Raw genomic sequence first — 23788 nt, forward strand, 5'->3', positions numbered from 1 at the left:
GGAGAGCCGGTTCAGTAGGGTTTACCGGGGTTGAGTGGACGGATAAAGGCTGGTTAAAGCAGTATGTCTGCCATGTCGGAAGTTGTCCCGTTGCCGTCGTTCGGCGAAGTGTTCTTCGATGCTCGAGGTCAGGAGCGGTGTCTCCGGGTCACGTGGCATGAGGGCACCCTGGTGCTCAGCCTGTGGCGAGGTGAGATGTGCACCGCCAGCTTCCGCATGCCGATGGACGATGTCGGCCGGTTGCTCGACACCCTCGATGACGGGTTCGCCGAGGCCACGGGCGAGCAGCCCGCCGTGCCCGCGCACGACCCGGGCACCGAGGTGATCCCCGGCACCGGCCAATACCAACGGCCGCACCAGAGCTCTCCACCGCCGCCGCACGAGGACCGGCCCACCGCCGCTCTGTCCCCCAACGACGTCCTGGTGGCCAGGGGCGCCCCGCCGCCTCAGGACAAGCTGGTCGCCTCCTACGGCGAGACGACCGCGCCGGCGCCGCGCGAGCCTCTTGGCCAGCAGTACGGCCAGCAGGGCTCCTACGGCGCGCAGCAGTACGGCCAGCCGAATCCCCGCGAGCCGTTCACCGGCCCCCAGTACACCGAGCCCGAGCCGCCCGAGCCCTTCACCGGCCCGCAGTACGCGGTCCCCGCCGCCCCGGACCCCTACAGCGGCGCCCCCCAGTACACCGGCGACCCCTTCAGCGGCCCCCAGCAGCCCCAGCAGTACGCGCAGCCGGCGCCGGCCCAGGACCCCGGCGAGCCCGTCTACCAGATGCCCGGAAGCCGCCGCAGGCAGGCGCCCAACACCGACCCGCTCGGCTTCCCCTCCCAGTCGGCCCCGCCGAACCGGCCGCAGCCCGAGCCCTTCGCCCAGCAGCAGCAGCCACACGACCCCTATGGCCAGCGCGGATACCCGCAGCAATCGCCGCAGCAGCCGGACCCGGCCGGTCTCGGCACCCCGATGCACGGCATCCCGGGCGCGGGCCGGCCCCGGGAGCCCATCACCTACGCCAAGCGCGAGGCGTACCCGCCGACGCAGGTGCCCTACCCCTCCACCGACGGCTTCCCCGCCTACCAGACCCCGCCCAACCCGGTCGACCCGCTGTTCTCGATGGGCCAGCAGCAGGGCACGCCGTACCAGACGGACCTGTCCCGGCCCTACGTGGGCGACCCGATGTTCTCCACCGGTGAGCGGCTCCGCCCCGACCAGGAGTACGACGACGACAGGGATCACCGCAGGGAGTGGTGAGCCCGAGGCGGGCGGCCCATCTCATGAGCGGTACGCTGCCTTCGCGTGCCCGTGCCGAGGTGGAGGAGCGCCGTGAACCCCACGATGGGCCTGCAACTGCTGCTGGTGGCGGCAGGGGCGGTCGCGGTCGCCGCCGTCGCCCGGCGCAAGGGCTGGCCGGCGCCGCTGCTGCTGGTGGCCGCCGGGCTGCTGGTCTCGCCGCTGGTGCCCGCCGTGCCGCTGGACCCGCAGCTGGTGCTGTTCGTGTTCCTGCCGCCGCTGCTCTACTCGGCCGCGCTCGACAGCTCCTATCTGCGCCTGCGTGACGTCAAGCGGGCCGTGGCGCTGCTGTCGGTCGGGCTGGTGCTGTTCACGACGGCCGTCGTCGGGCTGGTCGTCCACCTGCTGCTGCCCGATCTGCCGCTGGCGGCGGCGTTCGCGCTGGGCGCCATCATCGCGCCGCCCGACGCCGTGGCCGCCGTCGCGGTCGGCCGCCGGCTCGGGCTGCCGCGCCGGGCGCTGACGATCCTCATCGGCGAGAGCCTGTTCAACGACGCGACCGCGCTGACCCTCTACCGCGTGGCGATCGGCGCCGCCGTGGGCGGCACGGTGGACCTGCTCGAAGGGGTCGGCGAGTTCCTCTACTCGGCGGCGGCCGGGGTGGCGATCGGGCTGGCGCTGGCGTTCCTGTTCTCCTGGGTGTTCCGGCACACCCGCGACTCCCTGGTCGAGAACACGCTGATGCTGCTGATCCCGTTCGCCGCCTACCTGGCGGCCGAGTCGGTGCACGCCTCGGGCGTCATCGCGGTGGTGATCGTCGGGCTCTATCTCGGCAACCAGATGCACCAGCGGGGGTTCGGCACCCGGCTGGTGTCCGACGCGGTGTGGAAGGTGACCGACTTCTTCCTGGAGGCGATCGTCTTCGCGCTGATCGGCCTGCAGCTGGTCACGGTGATCAAGGGCATCGGCGGCTACGGCGCCTGGGAGGTGGCGCTGTACGCGGTCGTGGTGTTCCTGGTGACCGTACTGTCGAGGTTCGTGTGGATGTTCCCCGTCACGTACCTGACGTGGCTGTTCACTGGGAGGCGCAGGGGCGAACCGCACCCCGCGCCCGCACCGACCGTGATCATCAGCTGGGCGGGCATGCGCGGGGTCGTCTCGCTGGCCGCCGCCTTCGCCATTCCGGTCGGCATGCCCGACCGCGACATCCTGCTCTTCCTCACCTTCACCACCGTGATAGGCACGCTGCTCGTGCAGGGCACGACGTTCCCCGCGCTGATCAGGCGGCTGCGCGTGTCGAGCGAGCAGGAGCAGTATGAGGACAGGCTGGCCGAGGCCGCGGCGCAGCAGGCCGCGCTCGCCGCGGGCACCGAGGTGCTCGACGGGCTGATCGAGGCAGAAGGCGAGCCCGACGAGATCCAGAAGCAGGTCATCGACCAGCTCAGGGAGAAGTCGTGGCGGCGCTCGCTGACCGCGTGGGAGCGTCTGGGCGGCGGCACCGCGCAGGGCGGCGCCGAGACGCCCAGCACGCTCTATCGCCGGCTGCGCCGGGAGATGCTGCAGGCCGAGCGCGAGACGTTCGTCCGGCTACGCGACGAACGCCGCCTCGACGACGAGGTGCTGCGCGAGGTGATGGCCGAGCTCGACTTCGAGGAGGCCATCCTGGAGCGTTAGGCCCGCCTCAGGCCATCGCGTTGTCGACGAAGCACCACTTCCAGCTCTCGCCCGGCTCGTACGACTGCATCACCGGGTGCGAGGTGGCGTGGAAGTGCTTGGTGGCGTGCTTGTTGGGTGAGGAGTCGCAGCACCCGATATGACCGCACTCCAGGCAGCGGCGCAGGTGCACCCACCGGCCACCCGCCGCCAGGCACTCCTCGCAGCCCTCGGGCGTGCGCGGGGCCGGGTCCTCCGCTTGGGAAATATGCTCACACGTTGCCATAGGTGAAATCCTAGAGCTTCCGCGACACGGCAATTAGCTCGCACCCCTCCGGCTTGGTCCCGCCGGGGCGTGAACCCGTTGGGTAGGTTCGGAGTATGCGTCGCCTCAAAAGTCAGTTCGTGCCCCTTGCCGCCTTCACCATGTTCGTCTTCGCCGCGGGCTGCGGTGAGGTCAACAACACCATCGACAAGGCCCAGTCCTGCCTGGAGGCCCCCAAGATCGTCACCGAGCTGGGCGCCAAGCTCACCGAACTGAAGGACGACCCGAAGGCCATGGAGAAGGCCCTCGACGACAGCGCCGCCAAGCTCAACGAGGTGGCCGACAAGGCCGCCAACACCACGCTCAAGCAGGCCTCCGACGACCTGGCCAAGACACTGAGCGGCATCAACGTCAACAACGTCAACGACGCCGTCGACGCGGTCCAGAAGGTCGGCTCCGAGACCGCCGCCTACCTGGAGAAGGTCGCCAAGGCCTGCGGCGGCTAACCCGGCTTCTCTAGGGGGAATGTGTGCCAATTAGCGTCGTTCGTATGGAGCCTGACCCGCGTTTCACGCTCGCGAACGAGCGTACATTCCTCACATGGCTGAGCACCGCGCTGGCACTCAGCGCCGGGGGCGTCGCCATGGCGGCGCTCCCCGACCACCTGTTCGTCCCCTGGGTGCGCACCGCCCTGGCCGTGGTCCTGGTCTCGCTCTCCGCGCTGGCGGCGGGCATGGCCTATCCGCGCTGGCGCAACATCCAGCGCGCGCTGCGCGAGCGCGCGCCGCTGCCACCGCCCGCCCTCGCCGCCGTCTTCGGCTACGGCGTGGCGGCGGTGGCGGTGATCGCCCTGGTGGTCATCGTGATGGGCGCCTGATCCGCCGATGTCCGAGGAGATCTGGGACCCCGGGCTGCAGAGCGAGCGGACCCGCCTGGCCTGGGTACGCACCGCCGTGGCCCTGTCGTCGGGCGGTCTCGGCGCGATGGGCCTGTCCGCGCGGCACGGGCTGCCCCTCGCCGTCGTCGTCACGTTCGTACCGGCCGCGCTCTGCGGCGCCGCGCTGCTGCTCAGGACCAGGACACGGTTCCGCCGCGTACAGGAGGCGCTGCACGGCGGCTGGCCCGTCGACGCCGGGCTGGACGCGCTGTTCGCCTGGCTCGGCACGCTCAGCGTGGTGGCCGGAGCGCTCGCGTTCGTCCTGGCCCTCGCCTAGCTGGTACGCATTCAGTCCGCCACCAAGGTGAGCATGCCGCCGGGCTCGCCGCGGATCCGTCCCCCGAAACCGCGGCCGGCCCTGTCGAGGGTCACGCGCAGCCACTCGGCGTCGTCGGGTGCGGCGTGGCGGAGCCGTATGTGCCGGATCCGCAGGGGTGCCATGCGCAGGGCGGCCAGCCGTCCGGAGCCCGGATCGAGCGAGGCGAGATAGAGCAACCGCAGGTCGCCGCGGTATTCCTCGTACCCGCCGATCCCCTCGTAGTCGTCGATCATGTCGCCGCAGCCGTGCAGAATCAGGTGGCCGCGGTAGATCTCGATCGGGCGCGGATGGTGCGAGGAGTGCCCGTGCACCACGTCGACGCCGCCTTCGATGAGTGCGTGCGCGAATTCGATCTGCTCCCGGGAGACCCAATACCCCCAGTTGGAGCCCCAGTGGATGGAGGCCACCGCGATATCCCCGGGCCGTTTTGCCCGCCGTACCCGTTCGGTGATGTCGGCCGCGGCGGCCGGCGACGGCTCCGGCACGAAGTCGACGCCGGAGCGGTCCGGGGCCGCCGCCCAGTCCGGTGGCACACCACTGGACGGCATGCCGAACGAGAACACCAGCACGCGCCGCCCTCCCGGCACGGGCACGGCCACCGGACGGCGCGCCTGGTCCAGGTCCCTGCCCGCCCCGGCGGTGGCGAGCCTGGCCGCGGCCAGCGTGTCGAGCGTTTCGGCGAGCCCGTCGCGTCCGAAGTCCAGCAGGTGGTTGTTGGCCAGTACGCAGACGTCCGGCCGCGCCACGGCCAGACACGGGAGGTTGTCGGGGTTCATGCGGTAGTGGAGGGCTTTGTCCGGAGCGTACGCGCCGCTCGTGGTCACCGTCGTCTCCAGGTTCACCACCCGGACGGCCCGCGCGTGCGCGTCCAGGATCGACAGCGCGTCACCCCAGGGCCAGGAGAAGCCGACGGGGCGCGGAATCGGTCCGTTGACCGCCTCGGCGAGCTCGACGTAGACGCGCGCGTCGTCGATGTGCGGCTCGCGCAGGGCGGGATCACCGGGATGCGGCAGGACCTGATCCACACCTCGGCCGAGCATGACGTCGCCACAGAGGCACAGGGTCACCAGGTCAGCGCCCATGCCTCCATGGTATGGCGGCTGTCATCGGGGGCGGTTGCCAGTTCGCGACAAATAGGACGACACTCGAAGGAGGGGGTGACTCATGGAAGAAGAGCTCAAGATCCTGCCATTCGAGTGCCGCGGGTGCTGGCATGTGTGGGAAGAGGAATACCTCGTCAGGCGCTTCGACGATCGTCACGGCAACGAGCGCGAGATCTGGTTGCGCTCCGGTGTGCCGGTCCCACCGCCTTCGTCGGGCGCCATCTGTCCCAACTGCGGCTGCCAGCAGGCGACCATGTTCCCGGAGGGTTATCTCAGCCGGCATCCAGAGCTGAGGCCACCGGCCGAGCCTGTTACGCCCGACGCGACACCGCTCCTCAGTCCGGTCCAGAGACGGGTTTACCCTCTCTAACCTGACAGTAGGTGAGCATTTCATAGCCCTGAGTGTCATAGTGCCGTCTTGCCGGGTGGCAGGACGAGGCGGACACTCTAATCGGATGGCGGCACGTGACCGGGGGTGGTCCTGGTGCGGGATGGGTTCAATACCCAGGAGACATGGCCTTTCGAGTGCATGCGCTGTTTACATGTCTGGGAAGAGGAGTACGTCGTCAGGCACCTCATGGACGACTACGGCAACGAGGTCACGATCTGGCTGCGCGCCGGCGTGACCGTGCAACCGCCCTGGTCAGGTATGTCCTGTCCGGGCTGCGGGGCATACCACGTCACGTCGTTCCCGACGGGATACCTGTCACGACACCCCGAGCTGGTGCCGGTGCCGGTGCCTGAGCCCGTGGCGGAGGCGCCTGCCGTGGTCGCCGGGTCCGTGGCGGCGAGGCGGGTGCCCATGGCACGGGCACCCCTCCCCGGACGGCTTCTGCTGGCGGTGGGCCTGCCCGTGGCGTTGTTCGTCGGCTACGAGCTGTACGAGAACATGACGCGCGTGGTGCACCCGCACTGAGGTGACGACAGAGCAGCGGGGTGCACCCGTGCTGACAACAGCGGGGTGCACCCGCGCTGATGTCAGCGGGGTGCACCCGCGCTGACGTCAGCTGCTGAGGCTGTCCAGCCAGGCCTGGTGCAGGCCGGCGAAGCGGCCGGAGGCGGCGATGAGGCGGTCCGGTGGGCCGTCCTCGACGATCTCGCCACTCTCCATGACCAGCACCCGGTCGGCGATCTCCACGGTCGACAGCCGGTGCGCGATGATCAGCGCCGTGCGGTCGGCCAGGATCGTGCGCAGCGCCCGCTGCACCAGCCGCTCGCTCGGTACGTCGAGGCTGGAGGTCGCCTCGTCGAGGATGAGCACCGCCGGATCGGCCAGGAACGCCCTGGCGAAGGCCACCAGCTGACGCTGACCGGCCGACATGCGCCCGCCCCGCTTGCCCACCTCGGTGTCGTAGCCGTTGGGCAGCGCGGAGATGAACTCGTGCGCGCCGATCGCCTTGGCGGCCTCGCGTACCTCACGGTCGGACGCGCCGGGGCGGCCGAACCGGATGTTGTCGGCGACCGTACCGCTGAACAGGAAGTTCTCCTGCGTCACCATGACCACGGCCTTGCGCAGCGTGGGCTCGTCGAGCGTACGCAGGTCGACGCCGTCGAGCAGGACGCGGCCCGCGGTCGGGTCGTAGAAGCGGGAGATCAACTTGGCCAGCGTCGTCTTGCCCGCGCCCGTCGAGCCGACCAGCGCGACGCTCTGCCCCGCCGGAATCGTCAGGTCCAGCCCCGGTAGGATCGGCCGGTCCTCGACGTAGGCGAACCTGACGCCCTCGAACCTGACCTTGCCACGGGCCTTGGGCAGCGCCGCCGGCTCGCGCGGCTCCGGTACGGCCGGCTCCTCCTCCAGCACACCCGACAGCTTCTCCAGGGCGGCGCCCGCCGACTGGAGGGTGTTGTAGAACTGGCTGATCTCCTGCATCGGCTCGTAGAACTGGCGCAGGTAGAGCAGGAACGCCGCGAGTACACCGACCGTGACCTCGCCGTGCAGCGCCAGCCAGCCGCCGTAGACCAGCACGACCGCCACGGTCACGTTGCCGATCAGCTTGATGCCCGGCATGAACACCGCGATGAGGTGCATGCTGCTGGCGTTGGCGCCACGGTAGTCGTCGTTGAGCTGCTTGAAGATCTCCTGGTTGCGCGGCTCCCGGCGGAAGGCCTGCACGGCGCGGATGCCGGTCATCGACTCCACGAAGTGCACGATGACCAGCGCCACCGTCTCCCGGGTACGCCGGTAGACGATCGCCGACTGGCGCCGGAACCACCGGGTGAACAGCAGCAGCAACGGCAGCGGGATCAGCGCCACCAGGCCCAGGTGGACGTCGAGCACCAGCAGCAGCGCGGCCGTGCCGAACATGGTGAGCACGGCGGTGACCAGGCCGTCGAAGCCGGACTGCAGCAGTTCGGCGATGGCGTCGATGTCGGAGGTGAGCCGGGAGATGACGCGGCCGGAGGTGTACTTCTCGTGGAAGCTCAGCGACAGCCGCTGGAAGTGGTCGAAGACCCGCCTGCGCAGCTCCAGCAGGATGTTCTGGCCGATGCGGCCCGCCATCTGCAGGAACACCTGCCGGGTGAGGGCCTGCGTCACCGCCGCCGCCAGGATGACGCCGACGACGGTCAGCAGCGTGCCGGGGCCGGTGCCCTTGAGCATCGGCGGGATGCCCGCGTCGATGCCCACCTTCACCAGGTAGGGGATCGCCAGGCCCGCCAGGTTGGACACGACGATGATCGTGGTGAGCAGCGCCATCGCCTTGCGGTGCGGCGTGAGCAGGTCGCCGAGCAGCCTGCGGGAGCGCTCCCGCAGTAACACCGTCACCGTCTCGGACAGGTCGTCCTGGTTCTCGGAGGCGACGCCCCGCCAGTCGGCCGCGCTCGACGTCGTCGTGGTGGTGGTCATCGCAGGGCTCCTTCCGAGGGGTCGAAGTCGGCGTCCTGGGCGAGCAGCTCGCGGTATTCGGGCACCTCGTCCAGCAGGTCGTGGTGCCGTCCGACGTGCGTGATCGTGCCGTCTCTCAGCAGCGCCACCTTGTCGGCCAGCAGGACCGTGGAGGCGCGATGGGCGACCACGATGCCGGTCGCCTCACGCAGCACGTGGCGCAGCGCCTCCTCCACCAGCGCCTCGGTCTCGACGTCGAGCGCGGACAGCGTGTCGTCGAGGACCAGGATCCGTGGCCTGCTCAGCACGGCCCGCGCCAGGGCGAGGCGCTGGCGCTGGCCACCGGACAGGGACATGCCCTGCTCGCCGATCCGGGTGTCGAGGCCCCACGGCAGGTCGTACACGAACATGGCCTGGGCGGTGCGGATGGCCTCGTCGAGCTCCTCCTCGGTGGCGTCCTGGCGGCCGAGCGTGAGGTTCTCGCGCACGCTCATCGAGAACAGCGTCGGCTCCTCGAACGCCGTGGCCACCACCTCGCGCAGCGCGGGCAGCGACAGGTCGCGTACGTCGTGGCCGTCGATCGTCACCCGGCCGGCGGTGGGGTCGATGAGCCGGGGTACGAGCGAGGTCATCGTCGTCTTGCCCGAGCCGGTGGCGCCGACGATGGCCACCGTCTCGCCCGGGCGTACCTCGAGCCACACATCACGCAGCACCGGCTGGTCGGAGTCGGGGAAGCGGAACTCCACCCCCTCGAAGCGCAGATGCCCGCGCGGCCGCTCGATCGACCCGGAACCGCCCTCGATGGCCGGAACCGTGTCCATGACCTCCATGACCCGGTCGGCGGAGGTCATCGCCTCCTGGGCCATCGCCAGGATGTAGCCGAGGCTGGCGACCGGCCAGACCAGCTGCAGCATCAGCGTGGTGAAGGCGACCAGTGTGCCCAGCGTCAGCGAGCCGCCGCCCACGGCCAGCGCGCCGAGCAGCAGGACTAAGGCGAGGGTGAAGTTGGGGATCACCTCGAGGAAGGTGAAGAAGCGGGCCGACAGCCGCACCTTGTCCATCGAGGTGCCGTAGACCTTGCGCGCCGAGTCGTCGAACTGGTCGAACACGTGGTGACGGCGGCCGAACGCCTTGATCGTCCGGATGCCGATCGCCGACTCCTCGACGACCGTGGCGAGGTCTCCCTGCTCGTCCTGCACCTGGCGGGAGATCCTGATGTACTTTTTCTCGAAGCTCAGCGACACCAGGATGATCGGCACCGCCGACGCGGCCACCAGCAGCCCGAGCGGCCAGTACATGTTCAGCAGCAGCACCGTCACGGTGGTCAGCTGCAGGATGTTCATGACCAGGAAGAGCATGCCGAAGCCGAGGAAGCGGCGGATCGTCGACAGGTCGGTGGTGGCCCGCGACAGCAGCTGGCCCGACTGCCAGTCGCCGTGGAAGCCCATCGGCAGGCGCTGCAGGTGCGCGTAGAGGTCGTCGCGGATCTGGGTCTCCAGCCCGAGGACCGGGCCGGTCTGCGTCCAGCGCCTGAAGAAGATCAGGAACGCTTCGAGCACGCCCACGCCCAGGGCGACGAGGCCGAGGGGGAGCAGGGCGCCGGAGTCGCCGTGGAGCACGGGACCGTCGACGACCTCCTTGCCGACGAGAGGCAGGGCGATGCTCGCCCCGATGCCGATGATCGCTGCCAGCCAGATGAAGACCAATCTGGTGACATAGGGGCGGAGATAGGGCTTCATCCGCCACAGGGCATTGGAGGAGAGTGAGGTGAAGATGGGCAGGGGACGGCGAGGAGAACGCGTATCGGGAGGCATCCCATCCAGGCTAATACGTTGGATCAACCGATTTTCTGCCGCCCACCGCCTGCTCCCTGCGGCCAAAGCGGAACAGTTTTGCATCCGCCCAGCCCATTGAGTGCCCTGGTCCGAGACCCGTGGGGTGATATATCCGGATGCGGCGCGAGCCGCCGATGAAGTTGACTGCCCCGCATGAAACTTCGGGGAGCGACTACGCGGGCGAGACGGATCTGCGGGCGATGGAAGGAGCACGTGGGCGGCTCTGGTTGCGCGCCCGCTCAGCCCGTTAACCCGTGGCGGGTCGCGTAGTGGGTGGCCTCGACGCGGTTGCGGACGCCGATCTTGGTGAACGCGTTGTTGATGTGCGTCTTGACCGTGGCCTCGCCGATGAACAACGCCTCGGCGATCTCCGGGTTGCTCAGGCCGCTCGCGATCAGGGCCAGCACTTCTGCCTCGCGGGCGGTCAGGCCGTCGGGCAGTTGCCGGGCTTTGGGGCGCGGCGCGCGGTGCATCGCCTCCACCAGCCGGTCCGAGACCTTGGCGGCGAAAGTCGACTGGCCCGCGACGGCCGAGCGCAGCGCCGCCGCGATCTCGGCGCGGCCCGCGTCCTTGGTCAGGTAGCCGCGCGCGCCCGCCCGGAGCGCGCCGGCGATCGACTCGTCGTCGGTGTAGGTGGTGAGCACGATGACCGCTATGCCGGGATGCTCGCCGACGATGCGGCCGGTCGCCTCGACGCCGTCCATCACGGGCATCCTCAGGTCCATCAGTACGACGTCCGCGGGGTGGGCGCCGTCCGTGCCGTTCGCGATGGCCGCGGCGTTGGCGGCCAGCAGGTCGAGGGCCTGGCGGCCGTCTCCGGCCGTACCCAGGACCTCAATGTCCTCGACCAGGCCGAGCAGGGCGGCCAAGCCCTCGCGCATGACTTGCTGGTCGTCCACCACGACCACTCTGATCACTTTCGTACCTCCACAACCGACCGCCCCCGCGTTCGCCGCGCTGATCGTTCCCGGATCTGCCGCACCGCTCACTCCGGCACCTCCGCGGTCACCTGCCAGGTCCCCTCTTCGTAGCCGGAGTCGAGTGTGCCGCCGGCCAGCGCGAGCCGTTCGCGCATGCCCGTCAGTCCGAACCCGCCCTTCGCCGGGACTTCGGCGGGCAGCGGGTTGCGTACCCGCAATCGCACCACATCGGCGGTGAAGTCGAGCGTCATCGACACGGGCGCGTCCGGCGCGTGCCTGGCCGCGTTCGTCAGCGCCTCCCGCGCGGTCCCGACCAGCGAGACGGTGGCCGCCGACGACAGGCCGCGGGGGATCCCACCAGCGCGGAAGTCCACCGGCGACCGGTGGTCGCGCCGGTGCGCCTCGGCCAGCGTGGCGAGCGCGTCGGCCAGTGAGGGGTTGTCCTGGCGCAGCGCGGCCACCGCGGCGCGGGCCTCCGCCAGGCCGTCCGCGGCCAGCCCGCGCGAGCGCCGCACCGTCGCCAGCGCGCCGGTCACGTCGTTCTTCTCCGCGAGCAGGGCCTCGGCCAGCTCCAACTGCACACCCAGCGCGCCCAGCGAGTGCGCGAGCACGTCATGGATCTCGCGGGCGATCCTGGTGCGCTCGTCCAGTGCGGCGGCTCGCGCCTGCTCCGCCTGCGCGAGCCGGGTCTGCTCCAGGAGCCGTTCGGCCTGCTCGCGCCGTACGACGTGCTGTCGGTGATTGACGCCGACCAGCGTGATCGCCAGCAGCACCAGCGCCTGCCCGAACGCGCCGACGGGTGTTTCCCCGGAGATCGGCCAGGTCAGTACGGCCAGCGCCATCGTGCCCGCGCCGACGCCCACGATGGCGGCCACGGACGGGGTGGCGAGCGCGGCGAACCGGCCGAGGATGATCGCCGTGAGGAGCAGCGCCGTACTGTCCTCGGCCGCCCCGAGCGCCACGGCGGGCAGCAGCGTCGCCGCGCCCAGCAGCCCGGCCGTGAGCCGGGGCCGCGACCGGTCGAGCGCCACGAACAGCAGCCAGCACGCGGCGCTGACCCCGTACAGCGCCCAGATCCACAGCGCGCTCTCCCGCGCGGTGACCAGGGTGATGATGACGAACAGCGTGCCGAACACCTGCACCACCAGCCAGCCCGGCGCGATGGTGTCCGGCAGCGACCGCTTCTGTTCCATGCGCTTGATTCCACCAGGTACGGGCTGGTCAGCGCAGGCGGGTGATGAGCTCGATGAGAAGAAGCCGGTAGGCGATGAACCCCACCAGCACCACACCGGCCACCACCGCGATCCCGACCCACGTCTTGCCGTGCATCTTGCCTCCCTTGAGCGACTCCTGCGCTTTGTCGGCTGCGAACCTGAGCAGTTCGTTTCTGTCCATGACCGCGAAACTACGGATCGGGGCGGGTGGAGCGGCACCGCCAGATGGTGGAGATACGGGTGGAGAAGTGGGGTGGAGCGCCTAGACGGCCGCCGTCAGGGCACTTGGCAGGCTCTTGCGTCAAGGAGGAGACGGTGACCGCAACGGAGAAGGCGGGGCGGCAGGCTCGGGCCGCCGCCAGGAAAGCGGCCGCGCATCCGGCGCTGAACCGGCTCGCCAGGGTCGGGCTGGCCTGCCGGGGAGTGCTGTACGCGCTGATCGGGGTGGTGGCCGTGCGGATCGCGCTGGGCGAAGGCGGGGGACGGGAGGCGGACAAGGCGGGCGCGATCTCGACCGTGGCGCGGTTGCCGTTCGGGGAGGTGGCGTTGTGGGTGATGGTGGCGGGGTTCGTCGCGCTGACGCTCTGGCAGTTGTCGGAGGCGCTGTTCGGCGGGCTCCGCGTGGCGGACCGGCTGGAAACGGTCGGCCGGACCGCCGTGTACGCGCTGATCTGCGGCACCTTGCTGAGCGTGCTGCGGGCCGGGAAGGCCACCTCTGACGATGAGAAGTCGCGGGACGCGACGGAGGCGCTGCTCGGCCTGCCGGGAGGGCCGTTCATCGTGGGCGCGATCGGGCTGGGCCTCGTCGCGCTCGGCGTCCGCTGGGGGCACCAGGGCGTCACCAAGAGGTTCCGGGACGAGCTGAACCTCGGCCAGATGTCCCCGCGGGCCCGCTCGGTGATGGACAGGCTCGGGTTCGCCGGGTATGTCGCCCGCGGGGTCATCGCCGGCCTGGCCGGGGTCTTCGTCGTCGAGGCGGCGATCACGTACGACCCGGACAAGGCGGGCGGGCTGGACGCGACCCTCAGAGCCTTCGCCGCGACGCCCGTGGGGCCCTGGCTGCTCGTGGTGGTCGCCTTGGGGCTGGTGCTGTTCGCGGGTTATTGCTTCGGCGAGTCACGCTGGCGCCGCGTCCGCTGACGCCCGCGTCCAGCGTTCACGGGCGTCAGCGTTCACGGGCCGGCGCTCATCGGGAGCGGGGGTGGAGCAGGCCGGCGTCTCGTTGGATGGCGGCTGTGGCGACGGCCAGCTTCTCCTCGTCGGGGAGCGTGGTGTTGTCCTCGTACGTGACGCCCGCCGGCACGTCGTCCACCCCGACCGGGTCGGCGTCCCAGAAGTTGCCCCGGTAGACGACGTTGTCCAGCGGCGGCGCCACCTGCAGGACGGCGGTGTTGTCGGCGCGCGCGACCACGTTGTCCTCCACGGTCACCCAGGCGGCGCCGTAGTCGGTGTAGAGAGCGAAGTTGTACGGCGTGCGCGTGTCCTTGATGACGTTGCCGCGGATCACCGCGCCGTTCTCGTGCGAGTCGCCCTGCGGCCCCGAAAGGTAGACGCCGCCGCCGTCGGCCAGTACCCCCATCGTGCCGACGGTGAGGTTGCGCAGGATGCGGGTGCCCTCGGCGGGCCCGGCCACGATGCCGCAGTGAGGCACCTCCTCGACCTGGTTGTGGGCGACTGTGCAGCCCTTGGTGCCCAGCACCGCGATGCCGGGGGAGCCGGTGAACTCCAGGCCGGTGTGATGGATCCAGTTATCCTCGACCAGGGGGTTCACGGCGCCGGTGACGGAGACGGCGCCGGCCGAGAGCGTGTCGAAGTCACATCCGCGCACGCTGACGTCCGTGCCGCCGGTCAGCTCCAGGCCGGCGGCGCCCATGCGGGTGAAACGGCAGCGCTCGACCGCCACGCGTACAGCGTCCTCGATCACCACGCACGCGGGGATCCTGGCCGACTCGCGCGGCACCGTCACCCATGCCTGCCCCTCGACGAGCTCCACCTTGTCGACGGGGCCGCCCTCGTAGTAGCCGCTGCCGTGGTAGTGCAGGAAGCCCTCCGCACGGCCGGGCCGCAGCCAGGTGGCGTCGGCGAAGACCAGGCCGCGGAAGGACACCCCGCTCGTGCCGGTGGCCCGCAGCAGCGTCTCGAGAACCGGGGCGACCACGCGCGTACGGTCCGGCGCCTCTTCCGGAAGGGGAAGGTAGCGGAGGACGTGGTGACCGGGCCGCGAGCGGTCCAGGACGAAGGTGCCGGGCTCGGTGAGGAAGGTGACGTCGTTCTCGACCCGGGTGGGCAGGCCGGGGCCGCGGTTGATGTTGCCTTCCCACGCGGAGTTGTAGAGGTCGAGGGCCCACCCGAAGCCGGGCTGAGCCATGGTGATCACGCTCGCCTCGCCACCGTCCGTCCCGGTGGTGACCGCGGTGATCGCGTCACTGTCCGTCCCAGCGGTGACACCACCGTCCGTCCTGGCGGCGATCGCGGCGACACTGCAGCGGGCCTCGGTCCATGGGTAGACGCCGCGGTAGACGAACTCGACGTCGGCGGGGTTGTGCCAGGCTCGCGGGGCCGCGCTGTCGCTCTCGTAGCCGGTCTCCGTCATGGTCACGGTGCCCGGCAGGCCGTCTATGGCGGCGCGTTCGACCCGGCGGCCGTCCACGTACAGCTGGCGCGTGTCCAGGTCGCCCACGTCGGCCAGCCACACGCCGTCCTCGATCCGCCAGCCGGTGATCTCGCGACCGCCGCTGACGACGACCTCCTCCTGGTCAGCCGTTCCGTAGCCGTGGGCCTGGTAGACGATCCGGTGTCCGTCACGGCCGGAGTCGGCCTCGGTGAGCTCGAACGGCGCGGTGAGCACGTGGGTGCCGGCCCGCAGCTGGACGATGACATCCCCGGTCGCGGTCACGGCGGGGTCACGCGCGATGTCCCCGGTCGCGGTTCGAACGGGGTCCCCGGTCACCGTCCCGGCGGGGTCTCGTACGAGGTCTCGTACGGCGTCGCGGGCGCGGTGCAGGCTGGCGAACGGGCGCTCCGCGGTGCCGGGCCAGGAGTCGTCGCCCGAGGGATCGACGTGGAACACGGTCATGATGTACCGCCTCTTTGCAGTGTATGGTGTACACGAGGTATTACACCATAAACAAGGGAGGTGTCCATGGCGAGAGGTGGCGCGGGAGATCCCGACGACGGGGTCGAACTGCTGTGGCGAGAGGGTGACGTCGAGCCGCGACCAGGGCTGAGCCTGAGCCGGATCGTCCGGGCGGCGATCGAGCTGGCGGACGCCGAGGGGCTCGAAGGGCTGTCGATGCGCAAGGTCGCGGACCGGCTCGGGTTCACCACGATGTCGCTCTACCGCCACGTGCCCGGCCGCGACCACCTGCTCGACCTCATGCGCGACGCCGTCATGGGCTCACCGGGCGCGGCCTTCTCCGGGAAGGGCGGCCAGGAACAGGGTGCGGGCGCTGAGGAAGCAGGTGGCCAGGGGCGGAGTGCGGGCGCCGAGGAAGCGGGTGGCCAGAGGCGGAGTGCGGGCGCCGAGAATGCGGGTGGCCAGGGGCGGAGCGCCGAGGAGGCCGGTGGTTGGCGGGCGCGGTTGGAGGCGTGCGCGCGCGAAGGGTGGCGGCTGCGCGAGCGGCATCCCTGGCTGGCCGAGGTGCGGGGCACTCGCCGGGTGCCGGGGCCCAACGCCGTCGCCCACTACGAGTACATGCTGAGCGCCGTCTCCGGCACCGGTCTCACGCCCGCCGAGATGATCGCCGTCGTCGGGCTCGTCGCCCGGTTCGTTGACTCCGAGGCCCTGCGGCTGGCGGAGGTGGCGCGGACCGAGCGTCTCAGCGGGGTGAGCGAGGAGGAGTGGTGGGGCTCCCGCGACTCGCTCTACGCGCGGCTCGAGCGCTACCCGACCCTCACGCGTCTGTGGGAGGAGGGCGGCTATGACGAGCCCGAGGACCCGTTCGAGTTCGGCCTGCGCCGGGTGCTGGACGGCATCGAGATGCTGGTCCATGAACGTGATGAAACGCGTGATGAAAGATGTCAGATTTGTGGTGCGCCGGTTGAGCGGGCCGCGTCGGGACGTCCGCGCGCGTACTGCTCACGGGCCTGCCAGCAGCGCGCCTACCGTAAGCGCAAATCCGGCTGACTATCGCCTGTGCCAGGCAAAGGGCCAGCCGGGCATCGGGCATCGGGCAAGGCGGGCACAGGGCCAGGTCCTCGCGCCGTCAGGCCCCGCGGCGGATCGCCACGATGGCCACGTCGTCCTCCCGCGAGCCGAACGCGGCGAGCAGCCGGTCGCAGAACTCCTCCAGATCGTCCTCGACCGTCTCGGCCACCTGCCTGGCCTGCTCCAGACTGTCGTCGAGCAGGATGCCGCGGTCCTCCACCAGCCCGTCGGTGAACAGCAGCATCGTGGCGCCCGCGGGCAGCTCCAGCCGGTTGACCTTGTAGTCCTCGTGCGCCACGCCCAGCAGCAGGTTGCCCAGCCCCAGGTAGTGGGCACCGGGTCCGGCCAGCATCGGCGGGATGTGCCCGGCGTTGGCCAGTTCGACCTCGCCGGTCTCCGGGTCGATGAGCAGCAGGCAGACGGTGGCCGTCATGCCGGAGTGATAGCGGCGCAGGACCTTGTTGAGCAGGTCCATCGAGGCGCTCAGGTCGACCGAGTCGATCAGTGAGGCGCGCAGCGCGTGCCGCAGCTCGGCCATGATGGTCGCCGCGTGCAGCGAGTGGCCCGCCACGTCGCCGATCGCCACCAGCACCCGGTCGCCGACCCGCAGCACCTCGTAGAAGTCGCCGCCGACCTCGATGTTGTCCACGGCCGGCTGGTAGCGGAAGGTCACCTTCAGCCCCGGCACCTCAGGGATGCGCGTGGGCAGGAGGCTGCGCTGCAGAGTCAGCGAGATCGTGTGTTCCTCGGTGTAGACGCGCAGCGCGTCGACGGCCAGCGCCAGCCCTTGGCCGAGCTGCCGCAGCACGTTCAGCTCGTCGGCGTCCAGCGGAGGGTCGGCCTCCAGCCCCAGGTAGACGGGTGGCTGGCCCCTCTTGGTGCGGCACAGCACGCCCGTCACCGGCGCGTTGAACTCTACGTCGCTCACCAACGTGAGCCACTCGGCGGCCGCCATGGTGAAGACCTTGGCACCCGCCGGCTCGCCCAGCGACATCGCGCTGAGCCGGTCCAGCAGCTGGGGAGCGGCGGACCTGCTGCTGGCCGTCTCGCCGGGCCGGGCGCGGAAGCGGCGCATCCGGCCGTCGGGCGGCAGCGCCAGCGCGCCCGCGTAGCGGCCCAGCACGTCGACCGTGCCCTCCACGGCCACAGTCAGCAGCCGGTCGAAGGAGTCGGCCCCGTTCATCCGCAGCGTGACGTCGGCCAGCTTGGCCAGGCGCTCGGCCATCAGCTCCGCCCGCCGCCTGGCGCGGTAGTAGCGCAGCGTCGCCTCGACCGTCGCGGCGAACTCGGCCGGCTCGATCGGCTCCGACAGGTAGGCGTCGGCGCCGCGTTCGAGCCCTTCCGTACGATCGGCCGAGGTGATGGCGTTGCCCGACACCTGGATGACCGGGATCGAGGTCGTCGCCGGGTTCGCCTTGATCCGCTCGCACACCTCGAAGCCACCGATGTCGGGCAGCCGTACGTCGAGCACGACCAGGTCGGGGCGGTTCACGGTGAGCATGGCCAGCGCCTCCTCGCCGCCGGCCGCCTCGACCACAGTGTGGCCCGCCCTGCGCAGCCAGCTCGACAGGATGTAGCGCTTGGTCGGCGTGTCGTCGACCACCAGCACCATCGCGGCGCCGCCGGCGGGCTCGATCACCGCCCTGGCCACGTGCTCAGTCATGATCCGTCCCCGCCGCGCCCCGGATGGCCTGGAGCAGCTGGTCGCGGCGCAGCCCCTGCTTGGACAGCACCGGGTGGCCGGACGGCGCGGCGTCGGGCCGGATCGTCACCACCACGACGCCGACCCGCCCCAGGGCTTGGTCCTCGGCCATGCGCTGCAGCAGCGCGGTGCCGTCGAGCCGCGGCATCAGCATGTCCAGCAGGATCACATCCGGCGGGCGCGCGGTCATCATCTCCAGCGCGGCGACGCCGTCCGCCGCCTCCTCCACCTCGACGGCGAAGCCGTACAGCATCCTGCGGGCGGCGGCGCGGAACGCCTCGTCGTCGTCGGCGACCAGCACCCGCGCGATCTCGGGCGTGCCGTCGTGGTGCGGCAGCCGCATTGTCACCGTGGTGCCCCGCCCGACGTCGCTCGTCAGCTCCAGCGTGCCGCCCAGCGCCTCGGTGAGCCGGCGGGCGTACGGCAGGCCGAGCCCCGTGCCCTTGACCCTGACCTGGAGCGCGCTCGGCACCTGGAAGAACTCCTCGAACACGGTCGCCAGATACTCGCGGGGGATGCCGATGCCCGTGTCGGTGACCGTGATGACCACCTCGCCGGCGGCCGCGTCGGCGTGCGCGCTCAGCCGTACCTCGCCCTCCTGGGTGAACTTCAGGGCGTTGGACAGCAGGTTGCGCAGGACGCGGACCAGCATCCCCTCGTCGGTGTAGACGTCGGTGACCTCGGGCGCGACGTCGACGCGCACCGTGACGTCGCCGGGCCCGCTGGTGGGCTGCATCGTCAGGCGCAGGTGCTCGGCCAGCGTGGGCAGGTGGACGACCGACGACTGGGGGTCGAGCCGCCCGGACTCGGCCTTGGCCATGTCGAGCAGCTCGCCGACCTGCTCCAGCAGCGTCTCCGCCGAGTCGCCGATGAAGCGCACCTGACGTGACTGCTCCTCGCTGAGCGGCTCGCTGCCGGGCCCGATCATCAGCCTGACCAGGCCGATGATGGAGTTGAGCGGGGTGCGCAGCTCGTGGCTGACCGTCGCCCAGAACCGGTTCCTGGCCTCGGCCGCCTCGCGGAGCTGGGAGGACTTCTCATCCAGCTCCCCGTACAGGGCGACCACGCCGCGGTTGGTCTCCTCCAGCTCGGCCGACAGCTGGTTGTACAGGGCCAGCACCCCGGTGTTGGTCTCCTGCAGCTCGGCGTTGAGCCGCAGGACGTCCTCCAGGGTCGCGGCGAGCTCCTTGTTCTGCTGGCGTAGCTCTTCCAGGGCGCTGACCGGCGCCATCCCGGCCAGGCGTTCGCGGATCTCGTCGATCGGGAGTCGTGGGGAGTGGGGAGGCAGCCGCTTGGCTATGGTGACGCGACCGTGTTCGGCGTCGAGGGTGACCACGTCGACCAGGCGGCCGGCCAGCGCCAGCCCCTCCGATCGGGCGAAAACCGCGCCCATTGCGTGATCCATGGTGATGAGCAGTTTCCCTTCATCGAGCGAGAAGACGACGGCCGCCCCGGTGCCGAGCAGCTCCCGGCAGACCTCGCTCAGCGCGGTCGCCACCCTGACCTGGTCCTGTGCCTCCAGCCCGGCCAGCTCGGCGACGGCCTTGCCCAGGCGGCGCACCACGAAGACGTCATGGTCGTGGTCGAGCGCGGCCCTGGCCAGCTCAGTCGCGGTCATCGCCGGACCTCACGGTCACCACGCAGGCGTCGTCCCGGCGGCTGCCCGCCTCGCGCAGCAGCCCGGCGGCGACGACCGCGGGGGAGCGGGCGAACAGGCCCGGCATGGCGGCGGGGTCCCACCGTTCGGTCAGGCCGTCGGAGTGCAGCACCACGGTGGCGTGCTCGGGCAGCTCGAACTCGTACTGGCGCAGCTGCCGCGCCTGGTGTCCGGCGATGCCGGGCACCGAGATCATCCCTCTGCGGGCATCGGCGCTGACGATCCAGCCGGAGACGTTGCCCAGCCCGGCGTAGGAGACGGTGGCGCCCCTGACACGGGCCACCGCGACCGCGCCTCCCCGGGTATGGACGAGGCCCCGATGCAGGCGTTCGAGTGTCGCCAGCGGCTCTTCGTCCGCCGCCCGCCGGAACAGCTCCACCGCCGTCCTGGACGCCTGGGCGGCCAGCTCGCCGTGGCCCAGGCCGTCGCACAGCAGGATGGTCGTCTCGGACGTGGCGCCCTCGCCTGTGGCGGCGATCGCGAAGGAGTCGCCGCAGACCGCCTCCTCGCCGATGGGGCGGCTCAGGCCGCTGGCGTACGGCGCCGAGGTGGGCGCGCCGGTGGCGGCGAAGCGCATGACCAGGATGGTGCCCTTGCCGGGCAGGGAATGGACGTCGTACCAGGACGAGATGCGGGCCATCGCCCCCATCCCGATGCCGAGGGTGCCGGAGGTGGAGTAGCCGTCGCGCAGGGCGCGGGCGATGTCGGGCATGCCCGGGCCCTTGTCGATGGCGATCAGCTCCACGACGGCCGGGTCCCCGGGCTGGGAACGGACCATGACGACGCCCTCCACCGCGTGCTTGACCAGGTTGGAGACGGCCTCGGTGACCGCGACCGCGGTCTGCCCCGTACGTTCGCCGTCGAACCCGGCGGCCTCGGCGAGTTCGACGGCCATCCGGCGTACGGCGCCCACCGCGCTGGGGTTCTCCGCTCGCACCCAGGTGTCGTCCCGCGTGTAGCTCACCGGCACCATGTCATCGAGCCCATTTCGTCACCGTCACCGTCGTGCCCTTTCCTGGAGCCGAGACCAGGTCGAACTCGTCGACCAGCCGTCGTGACCCGCTCAGGCCCAGCCCCAGCCCGGTGCCGGTGGTCCAGCCGTCGGTGAGTGCCTGCTCGATGTCGGGAATCCCCGGCCCCTCGTCGCTGAAGGTGAGTTTAAGGCCGCGGCGCGTCCCGTTCTCGACGATCTCGATGCGGGCCAGGCCGCCGCCGCCGTACACCAGGGCGTTGCGGGCCAGTTCGCTGGCCGCGGTCACCACCTTGGTCTGGTCGATGAGGGACAGTCCCACCTCGACCGCGACACTCCGGACCCGCTGGCGGACCATGACGACGTCGGAGTTGCTGGCGATGGGCAGTTCCCAGCCGCCGGTCACGACGTCGCGCCTCTCACGTGGTCGAGCAGCGCGATTCCCTTCTCCAGGTTGAGTGCGGTGCGTACGCCGCCCAGCGACAGGCCGAGCTCGACCAGGGTGATCGCGACGGCCGGCCGCATGCCGACGACCACGGTCTGGGCGTCGAGCAACCGCGACGTGGCGGCGATGGTGGCCAGCATCCTGCCGATGAAGGAGTCGACGATCTCCACCGCGGTGATGTCGATGATGACGCCGCGCGCTCCGTGGGTCACCACGGCGTCGGCCAGGTCCTCCTGCAGGGCGAGCACGCTCTGGTCGTCCAGGTCGATCTGGATGGAGATGATCAGGATGTCGCCGAGCTTGAGAATGGGCACCCGGTCCATCAGACGTCCTCCGTCCGCACCGCGAGCCGGGTCGCCTTCGGCGCGATCACCTCGATGCCGCTGCGCCTGAGCGCGTGGGCCAGCGCGTCGGCGAGCGAGGCCTTGGTCACGATGTCGCCGAACTCGATGCCGAGGGTGACGATGGTGTGCGCGATCTGCGGGCGGATGCCGGAAATGACGCACTCGGCGCCCATCAGGCGGGCGGCGACGACGGCCTTGAGCAGGTGCTGGGCGACCTGGGTGTCGACGGCCGGGACACCGGTGATGTCGATCACCGCGTGCTCGGCGCCCGTGTCGACCAGCGTCTGCAGCAGCTTCTCCATCACGACCTGGGTCCTGGCGGAGTCGAGCGTGCCGACCAGGGGCACCGCCACGATGCCCTCCCACAGCTTGACGACCGGCGTCGACAGCTCCAGCAGCTGCTCGGCCTGGTCGAGGATGATCCGCTCGCGGGCCGTCGTGTACGTCTCGAAGGTGAACAGGCCGAGGTCGTCGATGAGCCTGGAGAACCAGATGAAGCCGCGCAGCGCCTCGGCGCCGCCGTCGCTCTCGACGGCCTCGTACAGCGCCTCCTTCAGGCCGAAGACGGCCCTGGCGGTGTCCGCGGGGGTGAAGCCCTGGCGGGCGCGGGAACGTGACAACTCGGCGAGCAGGCCGCGCATGTCGGCGAGGTCGCCGCCCTGTTCGAGGGAGGCGAGCAGCGCCCGGTAGATGTCGTTCAGCTCCTCGCTGGACGCCTTGGCGATCAGGGTCCACCGGTGCAGGATCTGCGTCTCGTTCTCGCGGAGCAGCTCTTCGATACGTCGCCTGGCGACATCGGCATCGACGGTCAAGGTCACTCCTGGGAGGAAATTTCACCGGCATTGCCGGGGATGCTAACGACACTGTTCCGCTTCGGCGGGCGCTTAGCGAGATAGCCCGCTTCATGCGTTGAACGACCTTATCTGACGATATAAAGGGATAAGTCCTGCTTTGCGAGATAGTGATTCACGGCCGATCAGGCGAAACCGGCGCCATCCGCCGGGCGGGCACCCAGCCTGGTCAGCAGCCGTACCATGCGCGGGGCATCGAGCGGATCCACCGGCAGCACGTGGCCGGTCCACCAGCGGGCGATCTCGGGTGTGGGCCCCTGCTGGATCATCGGCAGATAGTCGTCCAGCGGCGGATCGTAGACGAAACCGGGCACTACACCGAGCCGCTCCAGCCCGGCGACGATCTCGTCGCGGCTCTCGACCAGCAACGGCACCCGCAGGAGCGGACGTACGGGGGATTCGCGGACGCCCGCCGCCACCCACGGCGTCCGGCGCAGCACCTCGACCCCGGCCAGGCGCCGCTCCCGCTCGCGGTCGATCGCCCGCAGGCGCGCGCGCTGGTAGCGGCAGAGCGCGGGGCCCGGGCGCATCCGCCAGCCGTCGTGGTCGATCCCCAGCCACGGGTCCATGGCCGACAGGTTGCCCCTGACGGCCATGAGGGCTTCCTCATGGGGCGCGGGGCGGTGCCCGCTCCACTTGACGATCCCGAGCCGCCGCGACAGGTGCCACATCAGCCGGACCGCGCCGGTGCGGTGGAGGGTCTCGCGGAGCATCGGCTGTACTACGGCCTCCAGCTGGTCGCGCGGCTCGCCGGACAGCAGCAGCGCGTCTCTCGCCTCGGCCAGCGCCGCCAGCGCGCCGGGGTTGGGCGTGGTCAGGAAGCCGCCGGACGCCCGGCCGTGCTTGGCCAGGCTGTACACGCCGGCCTGGCCGAACGTGCCGGCCAGGCGCCCGCCGACCATCGTCTGGAAGGCGTGGGCGGCGTCGTCGATGAGGACGAGGCCGCGCCGCTCACACTGCGTGATCAGATCCCTTATCTGGTCCGGCTGGCCGTACAGGTGGGTAGTGATGACGCCAGCCAGGCCGCTCCAGTTGACGCGCGGCGCGTCGATGTTGCCGTCGCGCCACGACACCGGCGCCATCACCGGCTCCAGGTCGGCGGCCAGCACCATGAACAGCACGGCCTCGGAGGTGGTCGGCGCGATCAGCACCCGCTCGCCGGGGTCGAACCAGTGGCGTAACGCCAGCAGCAGGCCGAACCGGGCCGACGGCACATGCAGGCAGTCCTGGCCGACCCGGTGCCGCATGAGGTCTTCCAGCGGGCTCATCGGCGACCTCGCCGGACGCGGCGTCTCAGCATTCGTTCGGCCAGAGCGTGCAGGAAGGACCGGTCCAAATGCGCCCCTCCCTGGTCTTGATCACTTTGCAGATTTATAGC

24 protein-coding genes are annotated in these 23788 nt (G+C 70.6%); 9 read left to right on the forward strand and 15 right to left on the reverse strand.

The window, feature by feature from the left end:
* The first annotated feature begins 72 nt into the window (after window positions 1-72).
* Both AB0J16_RS12405 and AB0J16_RS12410 read left to right on the forward strand, forming a co-directional pair.
* On the forward strand, window positions 73-1245 hold the full coding sequence (locus tag AB0J16_RS12405; protein WP_358537767.1) for a hypothetical protein: 1173 nt from the start codon (window positions 73-75) through the stop codon (window positions 1243-1245).
* Window positions 1246-1317: 72 nt separating this feature from the next.
* Window positions 1318-2898, forward strand: a complete 1581-nt coding sequence (locus AB0J16_RS12410) for a Na+/H+ antiporter (RefSeq protein ID WP_358537770.1) — start codon at window positions 1318-1320, stop codon at window positions 2896-2898.
* 7 nt (window positions 2899-2905) lie between these two features.
* Here the strand turns inward: AB0J16_RS12410 and AB0J16_RS12415 are convergent, their stop codons facing one another.
* The gene (locus AB0J16_RS12415) at window positions 2906-3163 is read right to left on the reverse strand and encodes a UBP-type zinc finger domain-containing protein (protein WP_358537772.1); all 258 of its coding nucleotides are present in this window, start codon (window positions 3161-3163) and stop codon (window positions 2906-2908) included.
* Between the two features lie 95 nt (window positions 3164-3258).
* On the opposite strand from AB0J16_RS12415, the gene AB0J16_RS12420 reads away from it, so the two are divergent.
* Genes AB0J16_RS12420 through AB0J16_RS12430 form a run of 3 tightly spaced genes read left to right on the forward strand, consistent with a single transcriptional unit; the run spans window position 3259 to window position 4356 of the window.
* Window positions 3259-3648 carry a hypothetical protein gene (locus AB0J16_RS12420; protein WP_358537774.1) on the forward strand — a complete coding sequence of 130 codons (390 nt, stop codon included), beginning with the start codon at window positions 3259-3261 and terminating at the stop codon, window positions 3646-3648.
* Between the two features lie 44 nt (window positions 3649-3692).
* Complete coding sequence (locus tag AB0J16_RS12425) at window positions 3693-4019, forward strand: DUF202 domain-containing protein (protein WP_225289460.1); 327 nt, start codon at window positions 3693-3695, stop codon at window positions 4017-4019.
* Window positions 4020-4026: 7 nt separating this feature from the next.
* Window positions 4027-4356, forward strand: coding sequence for a DUF202 domain-containing protein (locus AB0J16_RS12430; RefSeq protein WP_358537776.1), 330 nt, complete (start codon window positions 4027-4029; stop codon window positions 4354-4356).
* Window positions 4357-4367: 11 nt separating this feature from the next.
* Here the strand turns inward: AB0J16_RS12430 and AB0J16_RS12435 are convergent, their stop codons facing one another.
* Window positions 4368-5480 (reverse strand): CapA family protein, encoded by a 1113-nt coding sequence (locus AB0J16_RS12435; RefSeq protein WP_358537779.1) that lies wholly within the window; start codon window positions 5478-5480, stop codon window positions 4368-4370.
* An 82-nt stretch (window positions 5481-5562) separates the two neighbouring features.
* Here AB0J16_RS12435 and AB0J16_RS12440 point away from each other — a divergent pair, with 82 nt between their 5' ends.
* Both AB0J16_RS12440 and AB0J16_RS12445 read left to right on the forward strand, forming a co-directional pair.
* Entirely contained in the window at window positions 5563-5871 is a 309-nt protein-coding gene (locus AB0J16_RS12440) for a hypothetical protein (RefSeq protein WP_225289464.1), read from the forward strand.
* Window positions 5872-6030: 159 nt separating this feature from the next.
* Entirely contained in the window at window positions 6031-6417 is a 387-nt protein-coding gene (locus AB0J16_RS12445) for a hypothetical protein (RefSeq protein ID WP_358537781.1), read from the forward strand.
* An 87-nt stretch (window positions 6418-6504) separates the two neighbouring features.
* Here AB0J16_RS12445 and AB0J16_RS12450 read toward each other — a convergent pair whose 3' ends face one another.
* From AB0J16_RS12450 to AB0J16_RS12470, 5 genes are all read right to left on the reverse strand, one after another.
* The gene (locus AB0J16_RS12450) at window positions 6505-8346 is read right to left on the reverse strand and encodes an ABC transporter ATP-binding protein (protein ID WP_358537784.1); all 1842 of its coding nucleotides are present in this window, start codon (window positions 8344-8346) and stop codon (window positions 6505-6507) included.
* Window positions 8343-10064, reverse strand: coding sequence for an ABC transporter ATP-binding protein (locus tag AB0J16_RS12455; protein ID WP_357941321.1), 1722 nt, complete (start codon window positions 10062-10064; stop codon window positions 8343-8345). The genes AB0J16_RS12450 and AB0J16_RS12455 overlap by 4 nt, the downstream gene beginning before the upstream one ends.
* 335 nt (window positions 10065-10399) lie before the next feature.
* Window positions 10400-11077 carry a response regulator transcription factor gene (locus AB0J16_RS12460; protein WP_358537786.1) on the reverse strand — a complete coding sequence of 226 codons (678 nt, stop codon included), beginning with the start codon at window positions 11075-11077 and terminating at the stop codon, window positions 10400-10402.
* Between the two features lie 68 nt (window positions 11078-11145).
* The gene (locus tag AB0J16_RS12465) at window positions 11146-12273 is read right to left on the reverse strand and encodes a histidine kinase (protein WP_358537788.1); all 1128 of its coding nucleotides are present in this window, start codon (window positions 12271-12273) and stop codon (window positions 11146-11148) included.
* 28 nt (window positions 12274-12301) lie between these two features.
* Window positions 12302-12475: a hypothetical protein gene (locus AB0J16_RS12470; protein ID WP_357941329.1), complete on the reverse strand. Its 174-nt coding sequence runs from the start codon at window positions 12473-12475 to the stop codon at window positions 12302-12304.
* Window positions 12476-12609: 134 nt separating this feature from the next.
* Here AB0J16_RS12470 and AB0J16_RS12475 point away from each other — a divergent pair, with 134 nt between their 5' ends.
* On the forward strand, window positions 12610-13434 hold the full coding sequence (locus AB0J16_RS12475; RefSeq protein ID WP_358537790.1) for a DUF1206 domain-containing protein: 825 nt from the start codon (window positions 12610-12612) through the stop codon (window positions 13432-13434).
* Between the two features lie 46 nt (window positions 13435-13480).
* On the opposite strand, the gene AB0J16_RS12480 is transcribed toward AB0J16_RS12475, so the two are convergent.
* A complete protein-coding gene (locus tag AB0J16_RS12480; protein ID WP_358537792.1) occupies window positions 13481-15370 on the reverse strand; it encodes a right-handed parallel beta-helix repeat-containing protein in 1890 nt (629 codons plus the stop codon).
* Between the two features lie 66 nt (window positions 15371-15436).
* On the opposite strand from AB0J16_RS12480, the gene AB0J16_RS12485 reads away from it, so the two are divergent.
* Window positions 15437-16420 carry a TetR/AcrR family transcriptional regulator gene (locus AB0J16_RS12485; RefSeq protein WP_358537794.1) on the forward strand — a complete coding sequence of 328 codons (984 nt, stop codon included), beginning with the start codon at window positions 15437-15439 and terminating at the stop codon, window positions 16418-16420.
* Window positions 16421-16499: 79 nt separating this feature from the next.
* Here AB0J16_RS12485 and AB0J16_RS12490 read toward each other — a convergent pair whose 3' ends face one another.
* From AB0J16_RS12490 to AB0J16_RS12520, 7 genes are all read right to left on the reverse strand, one after another.
* Window positions 16500-18104: a fused response regulator/phosphatase gene (locus AB0J16_RS12490; RefSeq protein WP_358537796.1), complete on the reverse strand. Its 1605-nt coding sequence runs from the start codon at window positions 18102-18104 to the stop codon at window positions 16500-16502.
* Window positions 18097-19761: an ATP-binding protein gene (locus AB0J16_RS12495; RefSeq protein WP_358537798.1), complete on the reverse strand. Its 1665-nt coding sequence runs from the start codon at window positions 19759-19761 to the stop codon at window positions 18097-18099. The genes AB0J16_RS12490 and AB0J16_RS12495 overlap by 8 nt, the downstream gene beginning before the upstream one ends.
* On the reverse strand, window positions 19748-20773 hold the full coding sequence (locus tag AB0J16_RS12500; protein WP_358537800.1) for an ATP-binding SpoIIE family protein phosphatase: 1026 nt from the start codon (window positions 20771-20773) through the stop codon (window positions 19748-19750). Before AB0J16_RS12500 ends, AB0J16_RS12495 begins: the two co-directional genes overlap by 14 nt.
* Before the next feature lies 1 nt (window position 20774).
* A complete protein-coding gene (locus AB0J16_RS12505) occupies window positions 20775-21176 on the reverse strand; it encodes an anti-sigma regulatory factor (protein WP_358537802.1) in 402 nt (133 codons plus the stop codon).
* Window positions 21173-21538 carry an STAS domain-containing protein gene (locus AB0J16_RS12510; protein WP_358436944.1) on the reverse strand — a complete coding sequence of 122 codons (366 nt, stop codon included), beginning with the start codon at window positions 21536-21538 and terminating at the stop codon, window positions 21173-21175. The genes AB0J16_RS12505 and AB0J16_RS12510 overlap by 4 nt, the downstream gene beginning before the upstream one ends.
* Entirely contained in the window at window positions 21538-22371 is an 834-nt protein-coding gene (locus tag AB0J16_RS12515) for an STAS domain-containing protein (RefSeq protein ID WP_358537805.1), read from the reverse strand. The genes AB0J16_RS12510 and AB0J16_RS12515 overlap by 1 nt, the downstream gene beginning before the upstream one ends.
* A 164-nt stretch (window positions 22372-22535) precedes the next feature.
* Complete coding sequence (locus tag AB0J16_RS12520) at window positions 22536-23678, reverse strand: DegT/DnrJ/EryC1/StrS family aminotransferase (protein WP_358537808.1); 1143 nt, start codon at window positions 23676-23678, stop codon at window positions 22536-22538.
* Window positions 23679-23788 lie beyond the last annotated feature (110 nt).

It is taken from the genome of Nonomuraea sp. NPDC049750 (assembly GCF_040659625.1).
Lineage (GTDB): Bacteria > Actinomycetota > Actinomycetes > Streptosporangiales > Streptosporangiaceae > Nonomuraea.